The 25,327-nt window shown below is 62.6% G+C and carries 22 protein-coding genes; 15 read left to right on the top strand and 7 right to left on the bottom strand.

The window, feature by feature from the left end; all coding sequences use genetic code 11:
- Positions 1-102: 102 nt before the first annotated feature.
- Complete coding sequence (locus V3C40_RS25335) at positions 103-603, bottom strand: winged helix-turn-helix domain-containing protein (protein WP_223278908.1); 501 nt, start codon at positions 601-603, stop codon at positions 103-105.
- A gap of 467 nt (positions 604-1,070) precedes the next feature.
- Between V3C40_RS25335 and V3C40_RS25330 the strand changes: the two genes are divergently transcribed.
- The 10 genes from V3C40_RS25330 (at position 1,071) to V3C40_RS25285 (ending at position 9,947) form a co-directional block, all read left to right on the top strand.
- Entirely contained in the window at positions 1,071-1,307 is a 237-nt protein-coding gene (locus V3C40_RS25330) for a hypothetical protein (RefSeq protein WP_034758874.1), read from the top strand.
- A gap of 397 nt (positions 1,308-1,704) precedes the next feature.
- Complete coding sequence (locus V3C40_RS25325; RefSeq protein ID WP_070304092.1) at positions 1,705-2,706, top strand: ABC transporter substrate-binding protein; 1,002 nt, start codon at positions 1,705-1,707, stop codon at positions 2,704-2,706.
- A gap of 27 nt (positions 2,707-2,733) precedes the next feature.
- The gene (locus V3C40_RS25320; protein ID WP_370385376.1) at positions 2,734-3,543 is read left to right on the top strand and encodes an ABC transporter permease; all 810 of its coding nucleotides are present in this window, start codon (positions 2,734-2,736) and stop codon (positions 3,541-3,543) included.
- Between the two features lie 11 nt (positions 3,544-3,554).
- Positions 3,555-4,346 (top strand): ABC transporter ATP-binding protein, encoded by a 792-nt coding sequence (locus V3C40_RS25315; RefSeq protein WP_034786306.1) that lies wholly within the window; start codon positions 3,555-3,557, stop codon positions 4,344-4,346.
- A gap of 30 nt (positions 4,347-4,376) precedes the next feature.
- A complete protein-coding gene (locus V3C40_RS25310) occupies positions 4,377-6,278 on the top strand; it encodes a sensor histidine kinase (protein WP_331778826.1) in 1,902 nt (633 codons plus the stop codon).
- Positions 6,265-7,611: a sigma-54-dependent transcriptional regulator gene (locus V3C40_RS25305; protein ID WP_034758888.1), complete on the top strand. Its 1,347-nt coding sequence runs from the start codon at positions 6,265-6,267 to the stop codon at positions 7,609-7,611. Before V3C40_RS25310 ends, V3C40_RS25305 begins: the two co-directional genes overlap by 14 nt.
- Before the next feature lie 116 nt (positions 7,612-7,727).
- Complete coding sequence (locus V3C40_RS25300) at positions 7,728-8,213, top strand: hypothetical protein (protein ID WP_331778825.1); 486 nt, start codon at positions 7,728-7,730, stop codon at positions 8,211-8,213.
- Between the two features lie 27 nt (positions 8,214-8,240).
- Positions 8,241-8,753 carry a hypothetical protein gene (locus V3C40_RS25295; RefSeq protein WP_331778824.1) on the top strand — a complete coding sequence of 171 codons (513 nt, stop codon included), beginning with the start codon at positions 8,241-8,243 and terminating at the stop codon, positions 8,751-8,753.
- 114 nt (positions 8,754-8,867) lie between these two features.
- Positions 8,868-9,197: a hypothetical protein gene (locus V3C40_RS25290; RefSeq protein WP_139248463.1), complete on the top strand. Its 330-nt coding sequence runs from the start codon at positions 8,868-8,870 to the stop codon at positions 9,195-9,197.
- Between the two features lie 69 nt (positions 9,198-9,266).
- Positions 9,267-9,947 (top strand): hypothetical protein, encoded by a 681-nt coding sequence (locus V3C40_RS25285; protein ID WP_128140005.1) that lies wholly within the window; start codon positions 9,267-9,269, stop codon positions 9,945-9,947.
- A gap of 54 nt (positions 9,948-10,001) precedes the next feature.
- On the opposite strand, the gene pbpC is transcribed toward V3C40_RS25285, so the two are convergent.
- The gene (gene pbpC / locus V3C40_RS25280; RefSeq protein ID WP_331778823.1) at positions 10,002-12,107 is read right to left on the bottom strand and encodes a penicillin-binding protein 1C; all 2,106 of its coding nucleotides are present in this window, start codon (positions 12,105-12,107) and stop codon (positions 10,002-10,004) included.
- Positions 12,104-17,848: an alpha-2-macroglobulin family protein gene (locus tag V3C40_RS25275; RefSeq protein WP_331778822.1), complete on the bottom strand. Its 5,745-nt coding sequence runs from the start codon at positions 17,846-17,848 to the stop codon at positions 12,104-12,106. Before V3C40_RS25275 ends, pbpC begins: the two co-directional genes overlap by 4 nt.
- A gap of 471 nt (positions 17,849-18,319) precedes the next feature.
- On the opposite strand from V3C40_RS25275, the gene V3C40_RS25270 reads away from it, so the two are divergent.
- Both V3C40_RS25270 and V3C40_RS25265 read left to right on the top strand, forming a co-directional pair.
- On the top strand, positions 18,320-19,348 hold the full coding sequence (locus V3C40_RS25270; protein ID WP_070304100.1) for an OmpA family protein: 1,029 nt from the start codon (positions 18,320-18,322) through the stop codon (positions 19,346-19,348).
- 71 nt (positions 19,349-19,419) lie between these two features.
- Positions 19,420-20,367 (top strand): YihY/virulence factor BrkB family protein, encoded by a 948-nt coding sequence (locus V3C40_RS25265; protein ID WP_034758909.1) that lies wholly within the window; start codon positions 19,420-19,422, stop codon positions 20,365-20,367.
- A gap of 61 nt (positions 20,368-20,428) precedes the next feature.
- On the opposite strand, the gene V3C40_RS25260 is transcribed toward V3C40_RS25265, so the two are convergent.
- The 3 genes from V3C40_RS25260 to V3C40_RS25250 form a co-directional block, all read right to left on the bottom strand.
- Entirely contained in the window at positions 20,429-21,628 is a 1,200-nt protein-coding gene (locus V3C40_RS25260; RefSeq protein WP_442907315.1) for an AI-2E family transporter, read from the bottom strand.
- A gap of 72 nt (positions 21,629-21,700) precedes the next feature.
- Positions 21,701-22,012 (bottom strand): BON domain-containing protein, encoded by a 312-nt coding sequence (locus V3C40_RS25255; RefSeq protein WP_034758914.1) that lies wholly within the window; start codon positions 22,010-22,012, stop codon positions 21,701-21,703.
- A gap of 82 nt (positions 22,013-22,094) precedes the next feature.
- On the bottom strand, positions 22,095-22,649 hold the full coding sequence (locus tag V3C40_RS25250; protein ID WP_034758917.1) for a hypothetical protein: 555 nt from the start codon (positions 22,647-22,649) through the stop codon (positions 22,095-22,097).
- Positions 22,650-22,918: 269 nt separating this feature from the next.
- On the opposite strand from V3C40_RS25250, the gene V3C40_RS25245 reads away from it, so the two are divergent.
- Genes V3C40_RS25245 through V3C40_RS25235 form a run of 3 tightly spaced genes read left to right on the top strand, consistent with a single transcriptional unit; the run spans position 22,919 to position 23,925 of the window.
- Positions 22,919-23,365, top strand: coding sequence for a glycine zipper 2TM domain-containing protein (locus tag V3C40_RS25245; RefSeq protein WP_034758920.1), 447 nt, complete (start codon positions 22,919-22,921; stop codon positions 23,363-23,365).
- 60 nt (positions 23,366-23,425) lie between these two features.
- Positions 23,426-23,578: a DUF3309 family protein gene (locus V3C40_RS25240; RefSeq protein ID WP_010396415.1), complete on the top strand. Its 153-nt coding sequence runs from the start codon at positions 23,426-23,428 to the stop codon at positions 23,576-23,578.
- 44 nt (positions 23,579-23,622) lie between these two features.
- Positions 23,623-23,925 carry a hypothetical protein gene (locus tag V3C40_RS25235; protein ID WP_331778821.1) on the top strand — a complete coding sequence of 101 codons (303 nt, stop codon included), beginning with the start codon at positions 23,623-23,625 and terminating at the stop codon, positions 23,923-23,925.
- A gap of 159 nt (positions 23,926-24,084) precedes the next feature.
- On the opposite strand, the gene V3C40_RS25230 is transcribed toward V3C40_RS25235, so the two are convergent.
- The gene (locus tag V3C40_RS25230) at positions 24,085-25,239 is read right to left on the bottom strand and encodes a patatin-like phospholipase family protein (RefSeq protein WP_139090914.1); all 1,155 of its coding nucleotides are present in this window, start codon (positions 25,237-25,239) and stop codon (positions 24,085-24,087) included.
- Positions 25,240-25,327 lie beyond the last annotated feature (88 nt).

The raw sequence follows: 25,327 nt of genomic DNA, 5'->3' as shown, positions 1-25,327 counted from the left end.
ACGCCAAAAGCCGGGTTGCAACCCGGCTTTCGACATGCATCTGAGAATCAAAACCACAAGCATTCCGCCCGCCGGCCGCCAGGCGGCCGCTCAGACGCGTTTTTACTCGGCAGATTTTTGCTGCGGCGCTCCGAACAAGGCTGCCACCAGCGGATCGCGCGTCACGGGACCGCGGTTGACGCGGATGGCGTAATGCGTGTCATCGGCCAGGATGTGGAAGTGACGGCCGCTGCCTGCCATGCTTTGCTCGCGCAGGCCGGGACGGTCCTTGCGCGGTGGCGCGCCTTCGCGTTTTGGCTGGACGATGGCGGCCAGGAAGGCGCGCACGCGCTCAGGATCCGGCGTCAGCTGGTACACTGCCTTGCCCAGGTAGGTGGCGGTGCCTTCGATGTAGCGGGCCAGTTCGATCACGCCCGCTTCGCGCAGGTCGCGGATGTATTTGCGGGCGCCCGATGGCGAAAACTTGAGGAACCAGGCGATTTCGTCTGCCAGCATCTCGTGCAGCGACAATTCGCCGATCAGCTTTTGCATGTTTTCGATGCGGCGCAGGGTGGCCGACGTCGAACGCACGCGCTCGATCGGTGCCATGGAAATGGGATTCATGCGTTCCGGGGGGATAGGTGCTGCGCGTTCTACCATTTGCGAGCCTTTTTCGGGGCTACGAAGTTCCTGGTGCGCTGCCTTTAATTCGCTCTTCACGTGAGACTGAGTCATTGCATGCATTTGAATACTCCTTTTAAACGATTGCCGGTAGCCCGGATTGTTAAGTTCTTGGCAATTTTTATACCAGAACGCCACGAATCCTGAGCGTCTGGGCACAGAATGCCATCCTGCTCCTCACTGGTCTGTGCGTTAACGAACATTAGAAGCAAGAAAGTGAAAAATATTGCCTTGTTGAATTATTTCTCTCAGTGCATCTATAAAAGACATCTAAAAACGCTGCGCTCGCATACGCGCACAAAGTGAAATAGCGAACAGAAGCGTCGGCATCCTTGCAATAAATTCAAGCTTCGCGCGTGGCACCCGCCGCCCGCATTGCGCCAATCTTGATACTTTGCAAAGGAACCATCATGAATATGCCCAGTCTGCTGGCAGCCGCCGCCCTGATCACCTTGTCCGCCTGCAAAAAACCGGCCGACGCGCCGCTGCCCGAAACGGCGCCCAACCCCGCTTCCGCGCCCCAAGTGATGCCGCCCCCCGTCGCGCCAGCCACGCCGGAAGCGGGTCCTGGCAGCACGACGCCGCCTGCGCCGCTGACGGACCCGGCCACCGCGCCGGCCCTGCCGCCCGCCACGGCGCCAAAGTAAGCCCGGCAGACAGAGCTATCCATCAGGCGCCCGCGCGGCGCCGCCCCTACTCCACGGGGGAGTTACGCGTTGCCAGCCTGTTTGCAACGCGTTTTTTTACGATTGGAGTCGGCCGCGCCATTTAGGTTCACCTGCTCCGAGCCCGCAAGCCGGTATCGAACCCGCCCGCCACAATGCGGCAATCCGCACAGTCTTTCCCCTGGCCGTGCGGAAAGGCGGAATCTCGCCATTTCCCAATTTCAATAGATTCAAATTAAACCTTTATAAACAATCACTTGCAATAAACGCCAAAATGCGCTCCACTGGCACGGAAGATGCTTTTATATTTTCATAGCCGCCATCAGAGCGGCGGCCTGACCCACTATATAAAAACCATCTACCTTTTGGAGACAACAGCATGGCAAGCACCTTCCGCATCTCGTCCTTCCTCAACACCAAGGCACTGGCCGTGGCCGTCGCCCTGGCCGCGCAATTCCCGCTGGCCGTCCACGCGGCCGATACCGTACGCCTGGGCAACCTGAAATTCGCCCATTACGGCGCCGTCGCCTACATGAAGGAAATCGCGCCGAAATACGACCTGAAGATCGAAGAGCGCATTTTCGCCAAGGGCCTCGACATCGTGCCGGCCATGATCGCCGGCGAAATCGACGTATCCGCCAGCGCGCTGGAAGCGGCCATCACGGGCCGCGCCACGGGCTTGCCCGTGTATCTGGTGGGCGGCTTCGCCAAGGGCGGCGTGCAGATCGTCGGCCGTCCCGACCTGAACATCAAGGGTATCGCCGACCTGAAAGGCAAGAAAGTCGGCGTCACGCGCGGCGGTCCGCAGGAAATCCTGCTGTTTGCCGAATTGACCAAGGCCAAGCTGACCTGGTCCGACAAGCCGGGCAAGGACGTGCAGATCCTGTACATGGGCTACCCGGACTTGAACCAGGCGCTGCTGACCAAGGATATCGATGTCATGAGCCAGTCCGAGCCGTACTCGACCCAGGCCATCCACAAGAAATACGGCGCAGCCATCATCAAGCCCTACGACACGCCGCTGGGCGAGCCCGTGCGCGCGCTCGTGATGACGGAAAAGATGTACAAGGAAAAGCCGGCCGTGGCCCAGCGCTTCATGGATTGCTTCGTCGCCGCCACGCGCGCCTTCCTGGCCGATCCGAAACTGGCGGAAAAATACGTGCGCGAATCGATGTTCAAGAACCAGATCACCTCCGACGATTACCGCGACGCCATCGACAACGCCATCTTCACGGAAGACATCACGCAAAGCCACGTGCAGCTGACCACCGACTACATGGTGAAATTCGGCGTGGGCCGCATGGCCAAAGCGCCTGCCGCCAAGGATTGGGTCAAGCTGGATCTGCTGGAAAAAGCCAAGAAGTCCTACGCACCACGCTAATCTGAAAGTGTCACGATGAATATTCAAATGATGAAACGCTTCGCGCACGGCGCCGCCGTGCCCGTCGCCGTGCTGCTGCTGTGGCAAGCCATGTCAACGTTCGGCTGGATCAACCCGCAAATCCTGCCCTCGCCCGTCGCCGTGGTCGTGAAGTGGTATGAATACCTGATCCCCATGGAAGCGTACACGCCCGAAGCGGGCAATTACCTCGTGTGGATGTTCTCCGGCGAATTGCCGCACGACGCCTGGGCCAGCCTGTCGCGCGTGCTGGGCGGCTTTGCCATCGGTGCCGGCCTGGCTTTGCCGCTGGGCTTGCTGATGGGCACCAACAAGACCATCTATAAACTGTTCGACCCGCTGGTGCAGGTGCTGCGCCCGATTCCGCCGATCGCCTACATTCCGCTGGCGATCTTGTGGTTCGGCCTGGGCAACCCTCCCGCCTTCTTCCTGATCAGCATCGGTTCCTTCTTCCCCGTGCTGATGAATACCATCGCCGGCGTGCGCCAGGTCGACGGCATCTACATCCGCGCCGCGCGCAACCTGGGCGCCAGCCAGATGACCATGTTCCGCCGCGTCATCCTGCCGGCCGCCACGCCGTACATCCTGGCCGGCGCGCGCATCGGCATGGGCACGGCCTTCATCGTCGTGATCGTGGCGGAAATGATCGCCGTCAACAGCGGCCTCGGTTTCCGCATCCTGGAAGCGCGCGAGTACTTCTGGTCCGACAAGATTATCGCCGGCATGTTTACCATCGGCCTGTTCGGCCTGGCCATCGATATCGCCATGAATGCCCTGAATAATCATTTGCTGCAGTGGCACCGCGGCCTGGAACACTGAGAGGAACGGCCATGACCACGATCAATATCAATGCAGTCAATAAAATCTTCACCACGGGCGGCGCGGACGTCATCGCCCTGAAGGACATCAACCTGGAAATCGCCAGCGGCGAGTTCATCTGCCTGCTGGGACCGTCCGGCTGCGGCAAGTCAACCCTGTTGAACGCCATCGCCGGCTTTTCGCAACCGACGTCGGGCCAGATCCTGGCCGGCGGCAAGCTGATCACCGAACCCGGCCCCGACCGCGGCATGGTGTTCCAAGAATACGCGCTGTTCCCATGGATGACCATCGAGAGCAATATCGCTTTCGGCCTGGAAATCGCCGGCAAGACGCCAGCCGAGATCAAGGAACGGGTCGACATGCTGCTGAGCATGCTGGGCTTGACGGAATTCCGTGCCCGCTACCCGAAAGACTTGTCGGGCGGCATGCGCCAGCGCGTGGCCATCGCCCGCGTACTGGCCCTCGATTCGCCGATCATGCTGATGGATGAACCGTTCGGCGCGCTGGACGCCTTGACGCGGCGCAACCTGCAAGATGAGTTGCTGAAAATCTGGAAAGTCTTCGGCACCACCATCGTGTTCGTCACGCACTCGATCGAGGAATCGATCTACCTGGCCGACCGCACCATCGTCATGACCTACCGTCCCGGCACCATCAAGCGCGACGTGGCCATCGACCTGCCCCGCCCGCGCGACCCGAGCGACCCGGAGTTCAACCGCCTCAAGCGCATGCTGGGCGAGATGGTGATGGAAGAGCAGCAGCGTCATCACAATGCCGAAACCATGGCCAGTACCGCCGATTGAGGGAGCTTGATTAAGCGACCGCAAACTTATTTGGGGTCTGACCCGGCGGGTCAGACCCCAAGGCCATTCGCCCCCCTGCTGGCCGTGGGGTCGCTGGTCGTGCTGACGTGGGCGTCGTATGCCTGGGTCAAGCAGCGCCAGCTCGACGAATTGCACCGCACCCTCGATTCGCGCGCGGAACTGTACGCGGCGTCCATCGGCGGCGCCCTCAACAAATACGAATTCCTGCCCCTGGCCGTGGCCCAGAGCGATGCGGTGGCGCAATTGCTGGAACAGCCCAGCGCCGATAAAGTCACGCAGATCAACACCTACCTGGTCGACATGAACCGCCGCGCGGGCGCCTTTGCCGTCTACGTGCTCGACGACAAGGGCACGACCCTGGCGTCGAGCAACTGGCAAGACCGCAGCTCGTATGTGGGTGTCAACTATGGCTTCCGTCCGTATTTCAAAAACGCCATCGCAGGCGGCATCGGCCGCTTCTACGGTATCGGCTTTTCCACCTTCGAGGCCGGCTATTTCATTTCGCAGCCCGTGCAGCGCGACGGACGCATCATCGGCATCGTCGCCGCCAAGGTCAACCTGGACTGGATCGAGCAATCGTGGCGCACGCCCGGCGCGGGCGAACAGATCTGGGTCAAGGATGCGAATGGCGTGATCATCCTGGCCACGACACCGGCCTTCAAGTTCAAGACCCTGGCCCCGCTGTCGCCGGACGCCAAGAAAGACATCAGCGAACAGCGCCAGTTCCTGCAAGAAAATCTGCCCATCTTGCCGCACCGCGTCAGCCGCCAGTATGCCGACGGCGCCAGCGTGATGACCCTGGAACGTCCGCAGACGGGCGATACCCCCGCCCTGTCCGGCAGCGCCGACTACCTGGCCGTGAACCGCGCGCTGGGGCCGCTGCAATGGCAGATCACGGTGCTGGCCGAACTCGACCAGGTGAATGAGGCGGCGCGCAACGCGGCCATCGCCGCCGCGCTGGGCTGGGCCTTGCTGCTGCTGGCCCTGATGTATGCGCGCCAGCGCCGGCGCCGTATCGCCGACAAGCTCAATGCACAGCAAACCCTGGCACGCGCGTATGAACAGCTGGAAATCAAGGTCGAGCAGCGCACGGCCGACCTCGTCCACGCGAACGGCCGCCTGCAAGCCGAGGTGACGGAACGCGAACGGGCCGAGCAAACCTTGCGCTATGCTCAGGCGGAACTGGTGCAAAGCGGCAAGCTGGCGGCCATCGGCCAGATGGCGGCCGGCGTCACGCACGAGCTGAACCAGCCGCTGGCCGCCCTGCAAACGTTTTCCGACAATGCCAAGGTCTTCCTGGCGCGGGGCCAGATTGACGATGCGCTCGACAACCTGTCGACCATTTCCGACCTCGTCAAGCGGCTCGGCTATGTCACGTCGCAACTGAAAGGCTTTGCGCGGCGCAGCGACGATGCGCGCAAACCCGTCAGCGTGCGCCAGGCGTTCGCGCAAACCATGCTGCAAATCCGCACGCGCAAGAACTCGCAGCGTTTGACCCTGCATGAAAGCTGGCTGGAGGACGACATCATCGTGCTGTGCAACGCCATTGGCCTGGAACAGGTGTTTACCAACCTGATCACCAACGCCATGGATGCCGTGCCGGAAAACGAGCCCGTGCAAATCTGGTTCCAGGTGCGCCGCGAAGGCAGCCTTGCCGTGCTGCATATCACCGATAATGGCCCCGGCATCCCGCTGGCCTCGCTCGACAAGATCTTCGACCCCTTCTATACCACCAAGGAACACGGGCTGGGCTTGGGATTGTCGATCAGCGCAGGCATACTGCGCGCTGCCGGCAGCGCCCTGGCCGTGCGTAACCGCAGCGCGCAGGAAGGGGGCGGCGCACAATTTACCATCACCCTGAGCTGCGACCCGGGGGAGAGAGACAAGGAAACATCTGATGCACGAGAATAATTTTGAAGGCATGCAAGTGCTGCTAGTGGAAGACGATGCCGTCGTGCGCAAGGGCGCCCGGCAATCGCTGGAACTGGCGGGCTTGCAAGTGACGGCTGTCGCCACGGCCGAGGAGGCGCTGCCCTATCTGGTGCCCGAATTTGCCGGCATTTTATTGAGCGACATCAAGCTGCCCGGCATGGATGGCTTGAAACTGCTCGATATCGCCGTGGCACAGGATGCCAGCCTGCCCGTCATCCTTGTCACCGGCCACGGCGACGTGTCGATGGCCGTGGGTGCCATGCGTCGCGGCGCCTACGATTTCATCGAAAAACCGTTTTCCGCCGACTTGCTCGTGGAAGTGTGCCGCCGCGCGCTCGACAAGCGCCACCTTGTGCTGGAAAACATGAACTTGCGCCGCCAGCTCGAGCAGCGCGTCGGCATCGAAGCGCGCATCGTGGGCCGCAGCGCGGCCATGGCCAAGGTGCGCCAGCTGGTGCTGAACCTGGCGCCGAAATCGGCCGACATCATCATCCTCGGCGAAACGGGGACGGGCAAGGAACTGATCGCCCGCTGCCTGCACGACTTCAGCGAGCGGCGCGACCATCCGTTCGTGGCGATCAACTGCGGCGCCTTGCCTGAATCGATCTTCGAATCGGAACTGTTCGGCCACGAGGAAGGCGCGTTTACAGGCGCGCAGCGCCAGCGCATCGGCAAGATCGAGTACGCGAACGGCGGCACCCTGTTTCTCGATGAAATCGAAAGCATGCCGCTGGCCCTGCAAGTGAAACTGCTGCGCGTGCTGCAGGAGCGGCAGGTGGAGCGGCTCGGTTCCAACAAACTCATTTCCGTCAATTTCCGCGTCATTGCCGCCGCCAAGGAAGACTTGAATGTGCTGGCGGAACAGGGGAAATTCCGTCCCGACCTGTATTACCGCCTGAACGTGGCCAGCCTGACTTTGCCCGCCTTGCGCAACCGGCGCGAGGATATCCCGCTGCTGTTCGAATTCTTCGTGCTGCAGGCGGCCCTGCGCTACGGCCAGCCCGCCGCCCTCGTCAGCGGCGAACTGATCGCGTCCCTGATGGCGCAGCGCTGGGCCGGCAATGTGCGCGAGCTGCACAATGTGGCCGACCGCTTCGTGCTGGGCTTGCTCGATGACACGCTGAGCCCGGCCGGCTGCCGCGAAGCGTCGCTGGCCGAGCAAGTGGACACGTTCGAAATTTCCATCATCGAGGAAGCCTTGCGCCGCCACAATGGCAACGTCATCGACGCGGCGGCCAGCCTGAATATTCCCAAGAAAACCCTGTACGACAAGCTCAAGCGTTTCGATATTTCGACCGAGCAATTCCGCTGACGCCTGCGCCACGGCCAGCCATGCACCCACAGCCGCGGGCGGCGCGCTCCTACTTGCCGCCCTGCCCGCGCATGCCAGAATCGGTACTCCACTTCAAGCCACGAGAAGGAGTTCCCATGAAACCATCTGCATTGATGCTGGCCACCCTGCTGCTGGGCGGCGCAGCCGCCCTGGCTCAGGCGCAATCGACGGGCAATAGCAATACCACGGGCAACACTGGCAACACGGGCACGGCGGCCCAGCAAGATACGCAGCAAAATACGCGACAGGACGACACGACGCCGCGCAAGCATGACAATAAACAGAAGCAGAAATCCGGCAAATCGCGCAACAACGATACGACGGGACAATCCACCAGCGGCACCAACTCGGGCGGCGGTACCCCGGGCAGCGCCGGCCAGTCCGCAGGCAACGCCGCGCGCAGCGGCACGCAAAACATGAACGGCAATACGGGCGGCACAGGCACGTCAGGAACTTCGGGAACGTCAGGGACGTCGGGGACTTCCGGCAACTCTGGCACCTCGGGTAACACCGGCAACACGGGCAATTCCGGCACCTCGGGCAACACGGGCGTGGTGCCGCCGCGCCAGCCCGGCCGCTAAGCGCCGGCAACGCGGCACGGGATAGCCATGACGGCGCTGCAGGCCGCGCTGCTGCTGCACGGCCTGCTGGGCGGGGCCGACGTCATCCTCAACCACGAGCTGCTCGTGCGGCTGCCGTCGCGCCCGGGCGCAGCCGCCGAGCAGCGCCTGCACAGCGCGCGCGAAGTCATCTTCGGCCTGCTGTTCCCCTCGCTGGGCCTGTTCAGCTGGCACGGCTGGCTGGCCTGGTGGCCCGTGGCACTGCTGCTGGCGGAGATACTGGTCTCGCTGCGCGACACCGTGGTCGAAGGCGACACGCGCCGCTTGCCCGTGCCCGAACGCATCCTGCACGTCCTGCTGTTCATCAACCTGGGCGTAATCGCCACCTTGCTGCTGCAGGCGCTGCCCGGCTGGCTTGCCCTGCCGGCCGCCATGCAGGCCCTGCCGCCCGGCGGACCCGGCCAGTGGCTGGCCGCCATGGGCGCCATCTCGCTGGCATGGTCCGTGCGCGATGGCCTGAGCGCGCGGCGCCTGCGCCTGCGTGCGGGCCAACATGCGTGAACACTGGCAATATGCTCACACGCGCATGCGGCATATTCCTACTTGGAAACGGCAGCACGCATGTGACAATCTAGTCTCGACAGCAACTCCCAACTTTTACACAGGACACGCACCATGAAAACTCCCGCTCTCTTGCTGGCCGCCACCCTGATGACCGTTGGCGGCGCCTGGGTGCAAGCCCAGTCGACGACGAATCTGAACCAGACAGGCAACCACACCAACAATGCCAGGGACCCGGGCCAGCAATCGGATGCCTCCGACAAGCTCGACAACAAAGGCAAGCTGGTCCACGACGGCAAGGCCAGCAAAACCCGCACGGACAAGCGCACGCGGCGCGGAAAACAGACGGCCAATCATGGGGACAAACCGCACAGCGGCACGCCCACCGAGCCGCCAGCGTCCACACCTGCGGTGCCCAGCATCCCCGTCGCCCCCGTGAAATAGCATCAGCGCTGCGCCACGTTGCTTCCAGTCACGCTATCATCGCGCTTTTACAAGATAGCCAGGAAGACAATGAAAGCAGCATGGTGTGGAATGATGGCGGCGGGCGTATTGGCGGCCGCGAGCGTACAGGCGGCGCCCACGGTGGGCGAGTGCATGGAACTGACGACGGGCATCAAGTTCAGCAAGAACAATGGCGACGCACAAGTCAACGTCGAGGAACTATTCGAGGGCAAGAAACAAAAGGGCACGCAACTGATCCTCAACGGCGGCGTGCTGCTGGCCACCTCCTACCAGGACATCCGCGATGGCCAGGTATTCCTGACGGGCAACGTCCACTACAATGAAGACGGTACCGTGCGCAGCAAGAACGTCTACACGCCGCAGTCCGCCATCCCCGCCAACATGCGCCCCGGCCAGGAAGTGCGCGTGCAATTTTCGGACACGCAAACGAGTACCCACTACCCGCTGGCGGGGCTCTCCGACAAGATCACCACCTCGACGCGCACGGACGAGCGCAATTTCTCCATCACCTTCCTGGGCTGGGAACGCCTGGAACTGGGAGGCCGCCGCTTCCCCGACGCCTGCAAGTTCGAACTGCATGACGTGGGCGGAAAAAGCAAAGGCAAAAGTGGCGAATACGTGTGGTACGCGCAGGGTTTCGGCGTAATCATGACGGACAAGCTCGACAAGAATGGCGAGGTGCAACCGGCGTATCGGATTGCGCTGACGAAGATCATCAGCGCACCGTAAATATTTTTTGATTATATTGCGCTAGAAGCTGGCCAAGGACACGGTTCACCCCGCCTAGTTCAGCGACGCCAGCGCATTGCCCCGCACTTGAAACGCCACCTGCGCCACCGTCTTGCCCGCATCATCGACCAGCGCCAGCAGATGCTTGCCCGGCACGGGGTGCCAGCTGATGCTGTCAAGCGCCGCGCCCATATCCTTGCCGTCGAGTACCCAGCGCAAGGCATGGCTGCCCTGGGCCTGGAAGAACACGCGCTGCAGGGCTGGCGGGATGTCGGGGTCGATGGCGAGGATGCTGTCTTCGGCCGGATACACGATGGCAGGAGGCTTCACGGTGTCGCCCAGAACGGCGATGACGGGGCTTTCCGTGCCGGCGATAAACCATTCGCGGCGCGGCGCTTCGAGCGCGGGCTGGTACGCCACCATCTGCTGCAATACGCCGGGCGGCGCTTTCGGGGCATGGCTGGGCACGTTCTTGTGCAGGTAATCCATGACGTCGCGCCACACGGGCGCGGCGCCCGTCACGCCCGATACGTCCCACATGGGCTTGCCGTCGAAGTTGCCCACCCAGACACCCACCGTGTAGCGCGCCGAGTAACCCATGCACCAGTTGTCTCGCATGTCCTTGCTCGTGCCCGTCTTGACGGCGCTCCAGAAATTCGTCCCCAGCTCGTTGCGCAAGCCAAACGTCATGCTGCGCGCGGCGCGGTCGGCCAGGATATCGCCGACGATGAAGGCGGCACCCGGCTCCATCACGCGGCGCCGGTCCTTGCCAGCCTGGCCCGGCTGCAGGCTGGCCGTGCTGTACAGCCCGCCATTGGCCAGCGCGCGGTAGGCGTTGGCCAGTTCCAGCAAGGTCACTTCGGACGAGCCCAGCGCCAGCGACGGGCCGTAGTACTCGGCCGGTTCCGTCAGGCTCGACAGGCCCACTTCCTTGAGGCGGTTGTAAAAACCGTCCTGCCCCGTCAGCAGCACCGTGCGCACGGCGGGAATGTTCAGGGAACTGGCCAGGCTGGTGCGGGCGCTGACGTATCCCTTGAAATTGCGGTCGTAGTTTTGCGGCGCATACATGCCCGACGCCGTGGCGACGTCGAGCGGCGAGTCGTCCATGACGGAGGCGGCCGTCATCAGCCTGCGCTCGATGGCCAGTTCATATAAAAACGGTTTTAATGTGGAACCAGCCTGGCGCATGGCCGCCACGCCATCGACATGGCTGCCGCCCGCATTGCCGACATAAGCGAGAATCTCGCCGCTGCGGTTATCGAGCACGATGATGGCGCCGTCGTTGACATTGCGCTCGCGCAAAGACGCCAGCTGCTGGCGCAGGTTTTCCTGCGCGAAGCGCTGCAAAGGACCATCGAGCGTGCTGGCGACCTGCGCACCGGGCTGCTTCAGCAACTGCTGCGCCACTTGCGGCGCCGGCGCCAGCTCCGCGGCCAGCGCGTTGCGCTGCAAGGCCGTCTGCACGCGCTGGCCGATCAGCTGGCAGCTGCTGTCCATGCGCCACTCTTTCGCCAGCGCGCAAGCGCGCCGCGTGACGGTGGCCGGCGGCGCGTTCGGCGCGCGCACGAGGCTGGCCAAAATGATGGCGTCCGTCTGGTTCAGGCCGGACGGCGCCTTGCCGAACAGGCTGTACGAGGCGGACGCAATGCCCTGCAGCTCGCCGCGGAACGATACCAGATTCAAATACGCTTCAAAAATCTGTGCCTTGCTCCAGCTGTCTTCGATGGCTTGCGCCGCGCGCATCTGGTCCCACTTCTGGCGCAGGCTGCGTCCGCCCGAGGACGCCTGCAAGTCCGCGTCGAGCTGGCCCGCCAGCTGCATGGTGATGGTCGAGGCGCCCCGGGGCTTTTTCGAAAACAGATTGTCCCAGGCGGCCGTGGCCAGCGCGGACACATCCACACCGCCATGCTGCATGAAGCGCTGGTCTTCCGCCAGCAGCACGGCTTGCTGCACAGCCGGTGAAATATCGGCCAGCGGCACCCACGGCAGCCGCCGCACCTTCATGTCCACGCGCAACGATTGCAGCGGCGCGCCGCTACGGTCGAGCAACTGCGCTTCCGAACTGCGGTAGGCGGCCTGCACCTGGGCGGGCGTCAGGACCGCCTCGGCGAAGACCGGGCTGGCCAGCAGGCAGCCTATCAGTAAAACCTTGCCTTTCACTGCCCCACCTTCACATTCGCGTTCGGCGACTCGCCAAACATTTCGGGCGAATACATGGCTTCGATGCGCGTGGCCGGCAGGCTGAAATCGCCAGCATTGTTCAGGCGCACCGTGTATTCCACGCTCCAGTTACCCTTTGGCACAAACGCGTAATACGCGCGGAAGGCGTCGAACGCGCGTTCCTCGAACGTGGGCCAGACCCAGCCCGTGGATTTCTCGCCGGCCGTCATCAGCTGCGAATCACGGCCCAGGCCATTGCCCAGCACGGTGGCGCTGGCGGGGATCGGGTCGTCGACCACGACCCAGCTCATGTCCGCCTGCGCCGACAACTCCAGGCGCACGCGGTAGACGTCGCCGCGCGACCATGCGCCCGCCATCTTCTGTTCCACCGGCGTAACGGTTTTCTTGATCGTGTAGCCGCTGGACACAGGTGCCTTGAGCGGGATGGCCGCCAGGCTTTGCACGGTGGCCCACGGTTTGCCCGTGCCGCTGTGCGCCAGGCCCAGGGTGTCCGTGCCCTTCGGCCACGCTTGCAGCACGGGGCCCACTTTCGCCGCGCCATTCCACACGAGCGCTTGCGTATCGCCGCCCAGCTTGACTGCGCTGGCGCCCGTCACGGGCGTGGATTCGAACTTGGCCGAAAACTTGTTGATGGCCAGGGTGCCCCAGGCGTTGGCTACCGTCGTATCCCAGCGGCCCTTCTTCTGGCGACCCATGCTGCCGCGCACGAGGCGGCCGATGTCGTCTTTCCACGCCGGGTTGTCCATCACGGCCAGCAGCAGGCGGTTGGCGTTGACGTCGCCCGAGATCATCAGCCACCACCAGTTATCCTTGCGCTCGGTGGAGAAGCCCATGGTCGTGCCCTGGAAATTCAGGCGCGAACGCAAAATCTGCTGCGCCTCGGCCAGCAGCGCATCGCGGCGTGCCAGGTTTGGCGTGCGCTGCAGCAACAGGCTCCAGTCGATCACGGCCGAAGTCGGCCACAGGTTCGGGTTGATGCTGATGCTTTCCAGCGCATCGGGCGGCACTTTATTGGAACGCGACAGCGCTTCCAGTGCGGCGAGCTTGCGCACGGCCAGGTCCGTCGTGTCCAGCGCGGAACGGCGCACGATGCGGCCCTGCACGAAGGCCGTCAAGGCTGCTTCCATGCGGTTTTTCGTCTGTTCGGGAATCGCATAGCCCGCTTCTTTCGTTGCCGACAACACGTAGGCCGTCAGGCTGTCGCTGCCTTGTTCCATGATGGGGAAGTATTTCAGCATGCCGTCGCCGTCCAGGTAGGCGGGCAGGCTGGCGGCCAGCTTGTTCCACGCCTCCTGGTCTTGCAGCGCGATGGCCTTCGACGTGTTTTGCTCGAAGCAGGTGTACGGATACGCGGCCATGTACTCGCGCACGCCAGGCAGTTCGCCGCCGAGCTTGGCGACAAAGCTGGTCTGGATACCACCCCGGCCCGGCAAGGCGCCGGCCGGCATTTGCACGGACATATTGATGGGCTTGTCGACTTGCTGCAAGGTGGCCTGGTAGGTGCGCACGGGCGTGGCCTGGCCTACCTTTTGCGTGATTTTCAGTTTATCCGTGTGGTTACCCGCTTTCGCGGCGACCTCCCACACGACCGTTTGCGCGCCGAGCGGCACCGGGTAATCCCAGCCCGTTTCGCGCGCTTCGCCCGCCGCCAGGGTCAAGCTCTGGCGCGGCAAGGCCTTGCCGGCCGCTGTGGCGTTGAGGTCCACGCTCAAGGCTGCGGCCGATGTGTTGCGTACGGTGAAGCCGGCGCGCAACTGATCGCCTTCGCGCACGAGGGTCGGCAAGCCCGACATCAGGATCAAGTCTTGCGAGCTGCGGATGTCCGTGCTGCCCGTGCCGAACAGTTCCTTGCCGGCACTGGCGATGGCGACGATGCGGAACGCCGTCAGCGAATCGTTGAGCGGCACTTGCACCGTGGCTTCGCCCTTGGCGTCGAGCTTGACGGTGCCCTTCCAGAACAGCAGGGTGTCGAACAATTCGCGGCTGGCGCCCTTGCCGCCGCCACCGCCGGCCGGGAAGGCCTTGCGGCCGAAGTGGCGCTTGCCGATCACCTGCATCTGCGCCGTCGCCGTTTCCACCTGCAGGCTGCGCTGCGCCATCATGGTATCGAGCAACTTCCAGCTATCGTTGGGCATCAGTTCCAGCAAGCCCGTATCGACGGCAGCCAGCGCCACTTCGGCGCCGGCCGGCAACGGTTTATCATCGGCGCGGCGCACGCGCACGGACACCTCCGCCTTGTCACGCGTCTTGTACACCTCCTTGTCGGACACCACCATCACGTTCAGTTCATGCGCCTGCCACCCCACGTTCAGCGGTGCAATGCCCATCTTGTAGGCCGGCTTGCCCAGGTCAACCAGCGCCGTCGGCTGCACGCCATCGACCCTGCCCCGCACGACAAACACGGATACATACACATTCGGTGCGTAGTTTGGTTTGACCGGGATATTCACCACCGGTTCCCGGCCATTGAGCTGGCGCACATAGGTATCGAGGATGCCTTCGCGCTCGACCGTGATCAAGGCCGTGCCCGAACGGAACGGCATGCGTACCTGCAAGCTCGCTTCCTGTCCCGGTTCATAGCGTTTCTTTTCGGGCAGCACGTCGATGCGGTCATTGTCGCTGGCGTTGAACCACCAGTCGCCGCTGCCGGCCACCCACGTTTCGCGGTTGGCGACCGCCGCGTTGCCGGACGCATCCTGCGTGCTGGCGCGCAAAATCAGGTTGCCGCTGGCGGGCGCCTTCACGTCGCACATCAACAAACCCTTGCCATCCGTCTTGCCCGAACACGCCGGGCCCAGCTTGACTACTTCGCTGCTGTTTTCATATGCATAGAAGCCGCCGATCAGGCGCCGGCGGTGCGAATAGCTGTTGCGCTGGAAGAAGTCGACGGCGACCGGGGCATTCGCCACGGGCTTGCCATTGGTGCCCAGCACGGCCACCGTGAACTTGAAGGCATCCTTGCTCAGGGCCCAGGCATCGGGCTTGATGCCGATCAGATAGTTTGACGGCCACAGCGGGACGCGCGTGGCAACGGACGCCGTCTCGCCATTCGCATCCTGGAACGCCATTTCCGCCACCAGGTCGCGCGGCGTGGACAGCTGCGGCAGCTGGTCGATGACGATGCGCGCGCCGCCCGCCTTGTCCAGGGTCAAGCTTTGCGTGCGCGCGGCAGCCGCGCCTGCACCGGCATGCCCGCCATTGCCCTCGTCCTGCCACCCGCCCTCATCGTCGTCGTAGCCGGTGCCCTGTTTCACAAGACCTTCCTTCACGTCGCCATTGCTGAAACTGAAATCGGGATAATCGGCAAACGTCACGCTCTTGTCTTGCAGAACCGTGCGCAGCTTGACGGGCGCGTTGGTGGCCGCGCCGCCGGCCAGATACGTGATTTGCGCATCGAGGGCCAGCTGCCTGGCCTGCACGGCGGGCGCTTTCGGCCCTTGCAGCACGGCTTTCATGGTCGGCACGCGGAACGCTTCCACGCGGAAACTGCCGGATGGTCGGCCCGCCATCGTCACGCTGTACTCGCCCTGCTTGGCGTCGGCGGGGATGACCCAGTCGCTTTCCGCCGTGCCGCTGGCGGACCAGCGCAGCGGCAATTGATAGTTCTGGTCGCTGCCCTGGTGCGTGATGACGACGGAGGTGGCGCTGCCGGGACCGTTGTTCTTGTCGACCAGGCTCATGCCATCGCCCGTGTGCTTGCGTATGAAATGCTTCATGTGCACGGTTTCACCGGCGCGCAGCAAGGTGCGGTCAAATACCGTCGCCAGCAAGGTGTTGTCGGCGCGCGTGTCGTCCGTGGGCAAATTGAAACGCCACGCTTCGATGCCGCCCACCCAGTCCGACAGGGTGAACGTCATGTCGCCGCCGCTGCGCGCACTGATAAAGTAGCGGTCGTTGTTCTTGCAGCTGGAATTGGCCAGTTCGCCGGGAATGTGCGCCACACCGTCCGCCCCCGTGGCCCCTTGCCACAGCAGCTTGCCGGCGCAGTCGCGCACGGCCACTTGCGCCTTCGCAACAGGCGCGCCCTTGTCGAGCGACGTCACCCACACGAGCGACGATTGCGCGCCATGCTTGAAGTGGGCCGCCAGATTCGTCACCAGCGCGGCCGTGCGGATGTAGGCCGTCGTCGGTTTGCCCAGCAGCGCTTTGCCAAGGATGGGGCTGGCCAGTTCGACCACGTAAAAGCCCGGCTTTTGCAGCGGAATGCCGATCACTTCAAAGGTTTTCTTGCCATCGGGACGCGGCAGGCTGATAGGACGCGTGCCGGACGCGCCCGCCAAGACGGATTTGCTCATGTTGCCCGCATATTGCGCGTAGGGCTGCCAGTATTCGCCCCCGTCGCCGTTGCCGGCCAGGCGCTGCATCCACTCGATGATGAACTTGTCGTCATTGTCGGGCACGCGCAAGGTGGCGCCAGTGGCTGCTGCGGATGGCTGGGCGACTTCCTTGCCCGTCAGCACGGGTTCGATATTGCGCACCGTCACGGGCAGCAAGCCGTCGCCCTTCGCTTCGATGATGCCGAACGGGGCCGGGAATTTGAGCAGCGGCGGCTGTTCCCCCGTGCGCACCGTCATGGGGAAGCGCGCGCGATTGAGCAAGGCGCGGCCCGCGTCATCCGTCAGCTTCGGCGGCAGGCTCAAGACAAAACTCGCTTGCACGGGGAAGGGGCCGTTGAAGGCGGCGCTGTACAGGAATTCCGCCTTTTCTTCCTCTTTTGAAATCGTCGGTACATACGTCTTGCCGCCGCCCTTCAGGGTCATGGCGCGCACCAGCGATGCTTTCACGGGCGCGGAAAACTGCACGCGCATGGGCAGGAAGGGAATGCATTGCTCCTTCGGGTTGCTGCGCTCGCAGCTGAACTTGGCCGTGAAGTCGGGACGCGTCTTGAACTGCAGGGTTTGCGCTTTCTCGGTGGCGATGCCGCTGGCGCTGGCGATGCCCTCGCCCCACACGAGCGACACCTTGGCATTGGCGGGGAAGCTGCGCTTGCATTGCAGCACGGTGACGGGCAACGGCGGCGCGCCCTTGCTGGCCACGGGCATGCCCGCTTTCCATACGACGCCCCGCTTCTTGAAGTACACGGTCAGGTAGCGGTCGAGAAAGCTCTTACGCAGGGTCAATACCTGCTCCAGTTCCTTGCCTTTGAACAGGCGCACAGGAATCTTTTCATTGATGCCATCGGCGCGGCAATACGCGTTCGCGGCCACGCTGGCCTCGTTCGGCGCGGCGTCGAGGCCCAGCACGAAGATCTGGTTTTCATCGATGTACGGCTGGCCGTCATACGGTACGGCCTCGACGATGGCCGGGCCGCCCGTGGTGAAACGGTAGGACGTCGTCCCCTGCAAGGCCTGGCCCGCCTGGTCCTTCAGCCTCGGCTTCAAGGTGAAGCTGCAGGCCACGCCGGCTGGCAAGTCGCGCTCGAAATCGAAGTTCCAGTTGCGCTCGTCGGCCCAGCGCCCCGCGCCCGCCACGACGCCAGGCTCGGCCTTGCCGCAATCGATGGCGAACGGCGCGGGCAAGCCCATGTCGCCGAACGGCACCATCGGCGTGGCGAACTGGGCCCGTACCTGGCGTACGGCCTTGACCGTGCCGCTCGGTGAAAACACGGATACGCCGCTCTCGGCCCAGGCCGGCGTCGCCGAGCCCAGCGACAGCAGCAGGCACAAGGCCCCCAGTTTGCCAGTCAGCGGGGAAGAAAAAATACGGGGCAGGTCAGGCACGGGTGACTCCTTGATGAAAAGTGGCGGAGCTGGCTGTGGCGCGCAAAAGTTGCTTGGCGGAAGCCTGGAAAAGCAACGGAACGCGGCAGGAATACAACATCAATGTAATATTAGTTATCAAGCTCATCATTGTTGCTAATATACAGTGGCATGCAGGTGACAAGTCGTACGATTGCCTCTTGCCGCGGCGCCAGGAAGTGGCGTGCTTGTAAAAGTTTCACCTAGCAAATTAGTTTTTTTCAACAGCAAAGTCATTGTCGTGAATCTGCAACACCATTGATATACCACAATGCTTTGTGCGCCAGCGCACCGACCACCTGAACCTGCAACCGTATTCTCTAGTCCAACAGCAGTGCATTTATCGCAAGAAAACGCACCTGGAAGTGTGGTCGATCTCTAGCAATAGCACGTGTAGCAAGATGTCGTTTTGATGCCGTAGAGAAAATCTCTTATCAACGTTGGGAGTTACTTGTGAATAATCTAAAAAAAATCGCCGTTGCCGCCGCAGTCCTGTGCTCTGCCCTCGGCGCACAGGCCCAGGAAATCAATCCCTCCTGGTATATTCAACCTAGCATCAACGCACTCAAGCCAGATTCCGACTTCGCCACGGATAAAACCGGCTATGGCGCAGGCTTGCGCTTCGGTAAGCCTGTTTCCCAGGACTGGGATATCCAGCTGGGCACCACGTATGCACGTTCCAAGGATGGCGGTCAGCGCTACCAGCAAAATACGCTGGGCGTAGACGGCTTGTACATGTTCTCGCGCAAAGCCTTCCGTCCCTTCCTGCTGGTCGGTGCCGGTATGCAACGCGACAAGGACACCAGCTTCGCCTTCGGTGAGCGCAGCAAGAGCTCGCCATACGCCAGCGTGGGCCTGGGTTTCCAGTCCAGCATCACCGATCAACTGTCCGTCCAGGCTGACGTGCGCAACGTGCACGGCTTCCTGCGCGGCAACACGTTCGACCCGAGCAGCAAGGCCAACAACTACTACGTGACCGTGGGCCTGAACTACGCGTTCAACAAACCGCCAGCACCGCCGCCACCACCGCCACCGCCGCCAGTGCGTGAAGAAGTCGTCGTGGTCGTGCCGCCGCCACCGCCGCCACCGCCACCAGCACGCTTTGAAAAAGTGACGATGTCGGCAACGGAACTGTTCGCGTTCGACAGCGCCAAGCTGGGTCCGACACAGACCAAGCTCGACGAAATCGCACGCGTGCTGACGGCAGCGCCGGACGTCAACAACGTCGTCATCAGTGGTTATGCCGACCGCATCGGTTCGCCCAAGTACAACCTGAAACTGTCGCAGCAGCGCGCTGATGCAGTCAAGGAATACCTGGTCGCCCACGGTGTCGCCGCCAACCGCCTGACGGCCGAAGGCAAGGGCTCCACGAATCCTGTCGTCACGTGCAACAACAAGAAACGTGCCGACCTGATCAAGTGCCTGGAACCAAACCGCCGCGTTGAAGTGGAGCAAATCACCATCGAACGCCGCGTGCAGTAAGCTGAACAGTGGTACGCCACTTGTGAATTAAAAAAAAGGGGCTCGCGCCCCTTTTTGCATTGAAAGCCACCATGAATTTCTCTACCCGCTATCCCAAACTGGCCAGCCTGGCGCCGTTCAGCAAGCAGATGCGCAGTGTCCTCGTCTGTTCCGTCACTGAATGGCTGGAACACCGCGCCTCGAGCAAGGGCGCCGCCCTCGCCTATTACACCCTGTTTTCCATCGCCCCCATCCTCGTGCTGGTGATCGCCATCGCCGGCTTTTTCTATGGCCCGGCCGCCGCGCGCGGCGAGCTGATGGGGCAATTGCAGGGCTTGCTGGGCACGCAAGGCGCCGAAGCCATCCAGCTGGTGCTGGCCGGCGCGAAGAACCATGAACAGGGCCGCATCGCCACCCTCATCGCCAGCGCCCTGCTGCTGTTTGGCGCCACCAGCGTGTTTGCCGAGCTGAAAGCGAGCCTCGATGAAATCTGGCAAGTGCCGCCCTTGAAGGAAGCGGGCGCCTGGGACATGCTGCGCACGCGCTTGCTGTCGTTCGGCCTGGTGCTGGTGCTGGCCTTCCTGCTGATGGTGTCGCTGGTGGTCAACGCGGCCATGGCCATCCTCGCCAACTTCTGGGAGGGCGTGTGGAAGGACACGGCCGTGCTGTTTACCATCCTGTCGAACCTGATCGGCTTTGCCGTCATCGCCAGCCTGTTTGCCGTCATCTATAAAATGCTGCCGCGCGTGCGCCTGTCCTGGCGCGACGTGCTGATCGGCGCCATCGGCACGGCTTTCATGTTTTCACTAGGGAAATATGCGATTGGCGTGTATATCGGCAACAGCGGCGTGGCCAGCAGCTATGGCGCGGCCGGCTCGCTGGTGGCGCTGCTGCTGTGGGTATATTACTCGGCACAAATCTTCTTCCTGGGCGCCGAATTCACGCGCCAGTTCGCCCTGCAACTGGGCAGCATGAAGGATATGCCGAAGACGGAAGACGGCGACCTGCAAGTGAAGATATTGAAACGCCACCAGTCGTAAGCGATCAGTCTGCATGCAACAACGGCGCCCGCGGGCGCCGTTTTTCTTATCCAGCCTCAACTTACTCGCCCAGCAATTCCGCTACCACTTCCATGCCCTGCACGCGCTCGGCCACGACCTTCACGATGACGATGATGGGTACGCCCAGCAGCAAGCCCCAGACGCCCCACAGCCAGCCCCAGAACAGCAGGCTGATGAAGACGGCCGTGGGGTTCATGCGGGCGATGCGCCCCGTCATCCACGTGGTGACAAAAGTGCCGACCAGGGTAGCGATGGCCATCGACGTGCCCGTCACCAGCAAGACCATTTCCAGCGATTCGAACTGCAAAAAGGCGACGAGCCCCGTGGCGATGGTGATGAGCAAGGGGCCGAAGTACGGCATGATGTGCAGCAAGCCGGCCACGATGGCCCAGGCGCCCGCGTTTTCCAGGCCGATCACGCGCAGGGCGATCCACATCAGGACGGCCAGCAAGCCATTCGTGACGAGCAGCATGAACATATAGTTCTGGATCGAGGTATTGATGTCTTCCAGGATGTGCACGGTGACCTTCTTGCGGCTCAGCGACGGTCCCGTCAGCTTGACGAGCTTGCGCTTGAAGGTGTCGCCCGACAGCAGCAGGAAAAACACGAGGAAGATGACCATCGTGGCCTGGCTGACAAAGCCCACCAGGCCCAGCGAGCCTGCCCAGACCCAGTCCATGATCTTGAAGTTGGGACCTTCGGACGCTGCCGCGGCGCGGCGCGTGTTGCGGCGCGCCTCGGCGCCGGCGGCCACTTGCTCGATTTCATTGGCCACGGCCTGCATCTTCTGGAAAGTGCTGTTCTTGCCGCCCGTATTGGCGGCGATCAGGCGCGACAGTTTATGCGTGGCGGCCGGCAGCTCTTCAACGATGGATTCGAATTCGCCCTGCACGCGCTCGACCACGACGATGGAGCCGAACAGGATCAGGGCCGTGACGGCCGTGGCGCCGATGGCGCGCGGCAGGCGCAGCTTTTCCAGCCAGGCGACGACGGGATTGAGGGTGTAGGCAATGAAAATGCCGAAGATGACGGGAATGAGGAATTTCTGTGCCCACTGCAGCGCATAAATGAAGCTGACGGTGGCGATGATGCCCAGCGCCATGCCACGCGCATTGACATGCAGCGGCAAACGCAAGGATGCGTCCAAGTGCTCCACGGGCGTGCCGGGAGGTGGCCCGGCAGGCTCGGTGGAGGCAGCCGCCACCGGCTCGGGCGGGGTATCTGAAGGCTGGATATGCATGCGATTCCCGCGACGGTCGGTGGTGGGCCGCAGCGCCAGCCGTGGGGCTGGCCGCTGCGGCGGGTCAGGCCATTACTTGACGCGGATGTCGTTTTTCACCGACTTCACGCCCTTGACGCCACGGGCAACTTCACCCGCTTTGGCGGCATCGGCTGGCTGGGCAACGAAGCCGCTCAGCTGAACCACGCCCTTGAAGGTTTCCACGTTGATTTCCGTCGATTTCAGGGTAGGCTCATTGAAGATGCTGGCTTTCACTTTGGTGGTGATCGCGGCGTCGTCGATGTACTCGCCCGTGCCTTCCTTGGTTGGGGTCGAAGCGCAGCCTGCAACGGCGAACAGGGAAGCGACGAAAAGGCCAGTAGCGATAGATTTAGTGAATTTCATGGTTTTTTCCTTAGGAGTGGTCAATCAATGTGCTCACAATGAGCTTCTTATACCAGTGTGGTGACTGCGCGCCGGATGGAGCTCAGTAGCCAAACTGGGTTTTTGCAGCCTTGATACAGTCATCCTTGGCTGCGCCGGCTAATGCATCGCATTTTTCTGTCGCGACCTTGTACTCGGCTTTTCTTTTTGCTTCACGCGCATCGCTGCGCGCTTCGATGACTTTCTTGTCCGCCTTGGCGTCGGCCAGGGCCGCCACCTTGGTGGACTTGGCCAGCTTGACGCAGACATCCTTGTCGTTGCCCGTCACCGCATTGCAGCGCGCCAAGTCGACGTCGTAATTGGCATCGGCAATCTTGATGCGCGCCTTGGTGTAGGCGCGCAGGGTATTCGTGTATTGCGCCTGGGCCACGGCTTCATCGTAGGTACGCACGGCCTTCGCTTCGGCGATGCAGACATCCTTCGGGTTGCCCGTGATTTTTTCGCACTCGGCATGCGCCAGCTTGTAGTTCAGGGCCGCCTGTTCATTGGCCGCCTTGTAGGCTGCTTTTGCTTCCGGCGTAGCGGCCACTGCCTGGCCGCCCCAGGCGGCGCATGCCAGGCTGACGACGATGGCGGTGAAAAGCTTATTCTTGTTCATATTGTATTTCTCCCTGGTGGTACCAAACATGTCTGCTTGGCATGACTACCGTTTTACGTGGATAGTCGCCGCTCTTCTGTACGCTGCCGTACACAAGTAATTTATTTTGAAAGCGAAAGGGATACAGGGAGAAATAACAACGTTTTGGTGGATCGCCACGGTAAAAAATACCATTTTTGGCGGCAAATAACTACGTGCGGCAGCGTACAGACCCGGGACGGGTGCATGACTAAGATGGCACTACACCCTCACCTCGTCAGGAGAATAAAATGAAAACCAACGCCACCTTGGCCGCACTGATGCTCGCCGCCACCGCCGTACTGAGCGGTTGCGCCACCGGCCCTTCCCAGTCACAACAGTATTACCCGGCCAACCAGCCTGAGTCCGCCATGTACGGCACCGTCGATTCCATCCAGATCGTGCAGGGTGGCGGCCAAACCAGCGGCGCCGGCGCCGTGGTCGGCGGCATCGCCGGCGCCCTGCTGGGCAATACCATCGGTTCGGGCAGCGGGCGCACGGCCGCTACCGTGGCGGGCGCCGTCGCCGGCGGCGTCGTGGGCAACCAGGTCGAAGGCCGCAAGCAGCAGGCACAGGCTTATCAGATCAGCGTGCGTCTCGACAACGGCGAATACCGTACCGTGGTGCAAGACAACGCCAATGATTTGCGCCCGGGCAACCGCGTGCGCGTCGTTGACGGCCGCGTCTACCGCTATTAATCCGTTGGCCGGGCTTGCCAGCAAGCCTGCGCCGGACCATGCACCAAACAAGGAGATACCATGGGCACCATCATTCTGATCATCTTGATCCTGGCCCTGGTCGGCGTCCTGCCCACCTGGCCGCATAGCCGCAACTGGGGTTACGGCCCCAGCGGCATCGCCGGCCTGGTCGTAGTGATACTGATCCTGCTATTACTGACAGGCAGGTTGTAAAAAAAGGCGCTACGGCGCCTTTTTTATTTCAAGGAGGAAATATCATGTCTATCCACAACACACTCTTGGCGACTCTGTTCGCCTGCAGTCTGGCGCCGCTGGCACTGGCCCAGACAGCCACGCCGCAGCCGGGCGACCCGCAACGCTGGTACCAGGAAGACAGCACGGCGCAAGCCCAGCTGCGCACCCTGCGCAAGGAAATCGCCGCCGCCCTGGCCGAGGCCAAAAAAGCCTGCCGTACGGAACCGTCCGCCGCGCGCGCCACCTGCCTGAAGGATGCACAAGACACGTACCGGCAAGACATGGCGAATGCGGAAAAACTGCGCGCAGCGGCGCATACGCAGTAATGCAGCAATGCGCCGTACTCTCGCTCTGTAATCTTGCAACGCCTGGCAAAACCGTCGTGAGCGGAAGGGAGAGGTGCCCAAGAAGCGCAACCGTACATCTAGTACGGTGAGCATCGCAGGCCGCCTGTACCCGACGCGCAGCAGTTTTGACAGGCGTCACTAGGCGGCGTCGCGTTCGTAGGGTGGCAGTTCGTGCACCACGAGCGGCGTATCTTCCGTGACAAAAGCCAGCCAGCCGGCCGCCTTGATCGCGCGCAAGCCGTCCTGATAGCCCTGCTCCCAGCGCCATTCGATCGAGCCCTTGGAGAAATTGATATCCTTGGCCGCCATGTGCCAGTCGCGCCCCGCATACGGCAGGCGCACGATGTGCATGGTGCTGTCGCAACCGAGCGCCACCAGTTCTTCCGTCTGCTGGCGGTTGTGCTTGGTGTCGGGCAGACCGGCGTACAGTTCGCGCAATTTGCGCTGCAAGGTGTGCGTGTTCACATAATCGGCGATATGCCGCTTCGAGCGCGAGGCGAAGGTGACATCCTTTTGCCGCGTCTGCACTTCATCGAGGGTGGTCGGTTCCGGCCCTTCCGAGCTCCACAGATCCACCATGAAGACCAGGGTGTCGACGTGGGGTGTGTCGTCGAGCACGGTTTCGAGCGGCGTATTCGAGTACAGGCCGCCATCCCAATATAAATCGCCATCGACGCGCACGCCGGCAAAGCCGGGCGGCAAGGCGCCGCTGGCGCGGATATGGTCTGCCGTCAGGGCTTGCTGCTGGCTGTCGAAACTGGTGAGGCTGCCGCATTTGACGCGCAGGGCGTTGACCGTCAGGCGCATGCCGCCCGGCTCGTTCAGGTAATCGAAGTCGACCAGTTCCTCAAGGGTGCTGGCCAGCTCGCTCGTGTCATAAAAACTGGCCTCTTCCGGCTTGACGGCGATTCCGGCAGGAAACAGGCTGAAGGTGCGCGGCTTGAAGAAGCCAGGCACGCCGCGCAGCACCGTATCGAGCGTGGCCAGCCAGATGTTCGAGCGGCGCTGCTGGTCGGAGACCAGGTTCATGTCGATGCTGTCGCGGTGCGCCACGCGCTGCCAGAACTGTTTCAGGCGCACGAGCCGGTCTTCGTGCTTGTTGCCAGCCAGAATGGCGGCATTGATGGCGCCGATCGAGGTGCCCACCACCCAGTCGGGCGCCAGGCCATGTTCGTGCAGAGCGTGATAGACGCCGGCCTGGTAGGCGCCCAGTGCGCCGCCGCCCTGCAGCACCAGCACGATGCGCAGGCGCGAGGGATTTAACTGATTGATCGGTGTCTTCGAATGCGTCATCAAGATGGCCCCTCTGTCCGCCGCGCGGAATGCGGCGTGAATCATTGTAAGGGATTGCGTGTATGCGCGCCGGACCTTGGGTGCAGGC

The sequence above is a fragment of the Janthinobacterium sp. LS2A genome (assembly GCF_036543145.1).
Classification (GTDB): Bacteria; Pseudomonadota; Gammaproteobacteria; order Burkholderiales; family Burkholderiaceae_D; genus Janthinobacterium; species Janthinobacterium aestuarii.
The sequence above is the reverse complement of the archived record's forward strand: the minus strand, read 5'-3'. Positions and strand labels throughout refer to the sequence as shown.

What these genes read in the sequence shown, in the direction of transcription:
- V3C40_RS25335 (WP_223278908.1), bottom strand. Translation starts at nt 603, where the DNA reads ATGAATCCCATTTCCATGGCACCGATCGAGCGCGTGCGTTCGACGTCG.
- V3C40_RS25330 (WP_034758874.1), top strand. Translation starts at nt 1,071, where the DNA reads ATGAATATGCCCAGTCTGCTGGCAGCCGCCGCCCTGATCACCTTGTCC.
- V3C40_RS25325 (WP_070304092.1), top strand. Translation starts at nt 1,705, where the DNA reads ATGGCAAGCACCTTCCGCATCTCGTCCTTCCTCAACACCAAGGCACTG.
- V3C40_RS25320 (WP_370385376.1), top strand. Translation starts at nt 2,734, where the DNA reads ATGATGAAACGCTTCGCGCACGGCGCCGCCGTGCCCGTCGCCGTGCTG.
- V3C40_RS25315 (WP_034786306.1), top strand. Translation starts at nt 3,555, where the DNA reads ATGACCACGATCAATATCAATGCAGTCAATAAAATCTTCACCACGGGC.
- V3C40_RS25305 (WP_034758888.1), top strand. Translation starts at nt 6,265, where the DNA reads ATGCACGAGAATAATTTTGAAGGCATGCAAGTGCTGCTAGTGGAAGAC.
- V3C40_RS25300 (WP_331778825.1), top strand. Translation starts at nt 7,728, where the DNA reads ATGAAACCATCTGCATTGATGCTGGCCACCCTGCTGCTGGGCGGCGCA.
- V3C40_RS25295 (WP_331778824.1), top strand. Translation starts at nt 8,241, where the DNA reads ATGACGGCGCTGCAGGCCGCGCTGCTGCTGCACGGCCTGCTGGGCGGG.
- V3C40_RS25290 (WP_139248463.1), top strand. Translation starts at nt 8,868, where the DNA reads ATGAAAACTCCCGCTCTCTTGCTGGCCGCCACCCTGATGACCGTTGGC.
- V3C40_RS25285 (WP_128140005.1), top strand. Translation starts at nt 9,267, where the DNA reads ATGAAAGCAGCATGGTGTGGAATGATGGCGGCGGGCGTATTGGCGGCC.
- V3C40_RS25265 (WP_034758909.1), top strand. Translation starts at nt 19,420, where the DNA reads ATGAATTTCTCTACCCGCTATCCCAAACTGGCCAGCCTGGCGCCGTTC.
- V3C40_RS25260 (WP_442907315.1), bottom strand. Translation starts at nt 21,628, where the DNA reads ATGCATATCCAGCCTTCAGATACCCCGCCCGAGCCGGTGGCGGCTGCC.
- V3C40_RS25255 (WP_034758914.1), bottom strand. Translation starts at nt 22,012, where the DNA reads ATGAAATTCACTAAATCTATCGCTACTGGCCTTTTCGTCGCTTCCCTG.
- V3C40_RS25250 (WP_034758917.1), bottom strand. Translation starts at nt 22,649, where the DNA reads ATGAACAAGAATAAGCTTTTCACCGCCATCGTCGTCAGCCTGGCATGC.
- V3C40_RS25245 (WP_034758920.1), top strand. Translation starts at nt 22,919, where the DNA reads ATGAAAACCAACGCCACCTTGGCCGCACTGATGCTCGCCGCCACCGCC.
- V3C40_RS25240 (WP_010396415.1), top strand. Translation starts at nt 23,426, where the DNA reads ATGGGCACCATCATTCTGATCATCTTGATCCTGGCCCTGGTCGGCGTC.
- V3C40_RS25235 (WP_331778821.1), top strand. Translation starts at nt 23,623, where the DNA reads ATGTCTATCCACAACACACTCTTGGCGACTCTGTTCGCCTGCAGTCTG.
- V3C40_RS25230 (WP_139090914.1), bottom strand. Translation starts at nt 25,239, where the DNA reads ATGACGCATTCGAAGACACCGATCAATCAGTTAAATCCCTCGCGCCTG.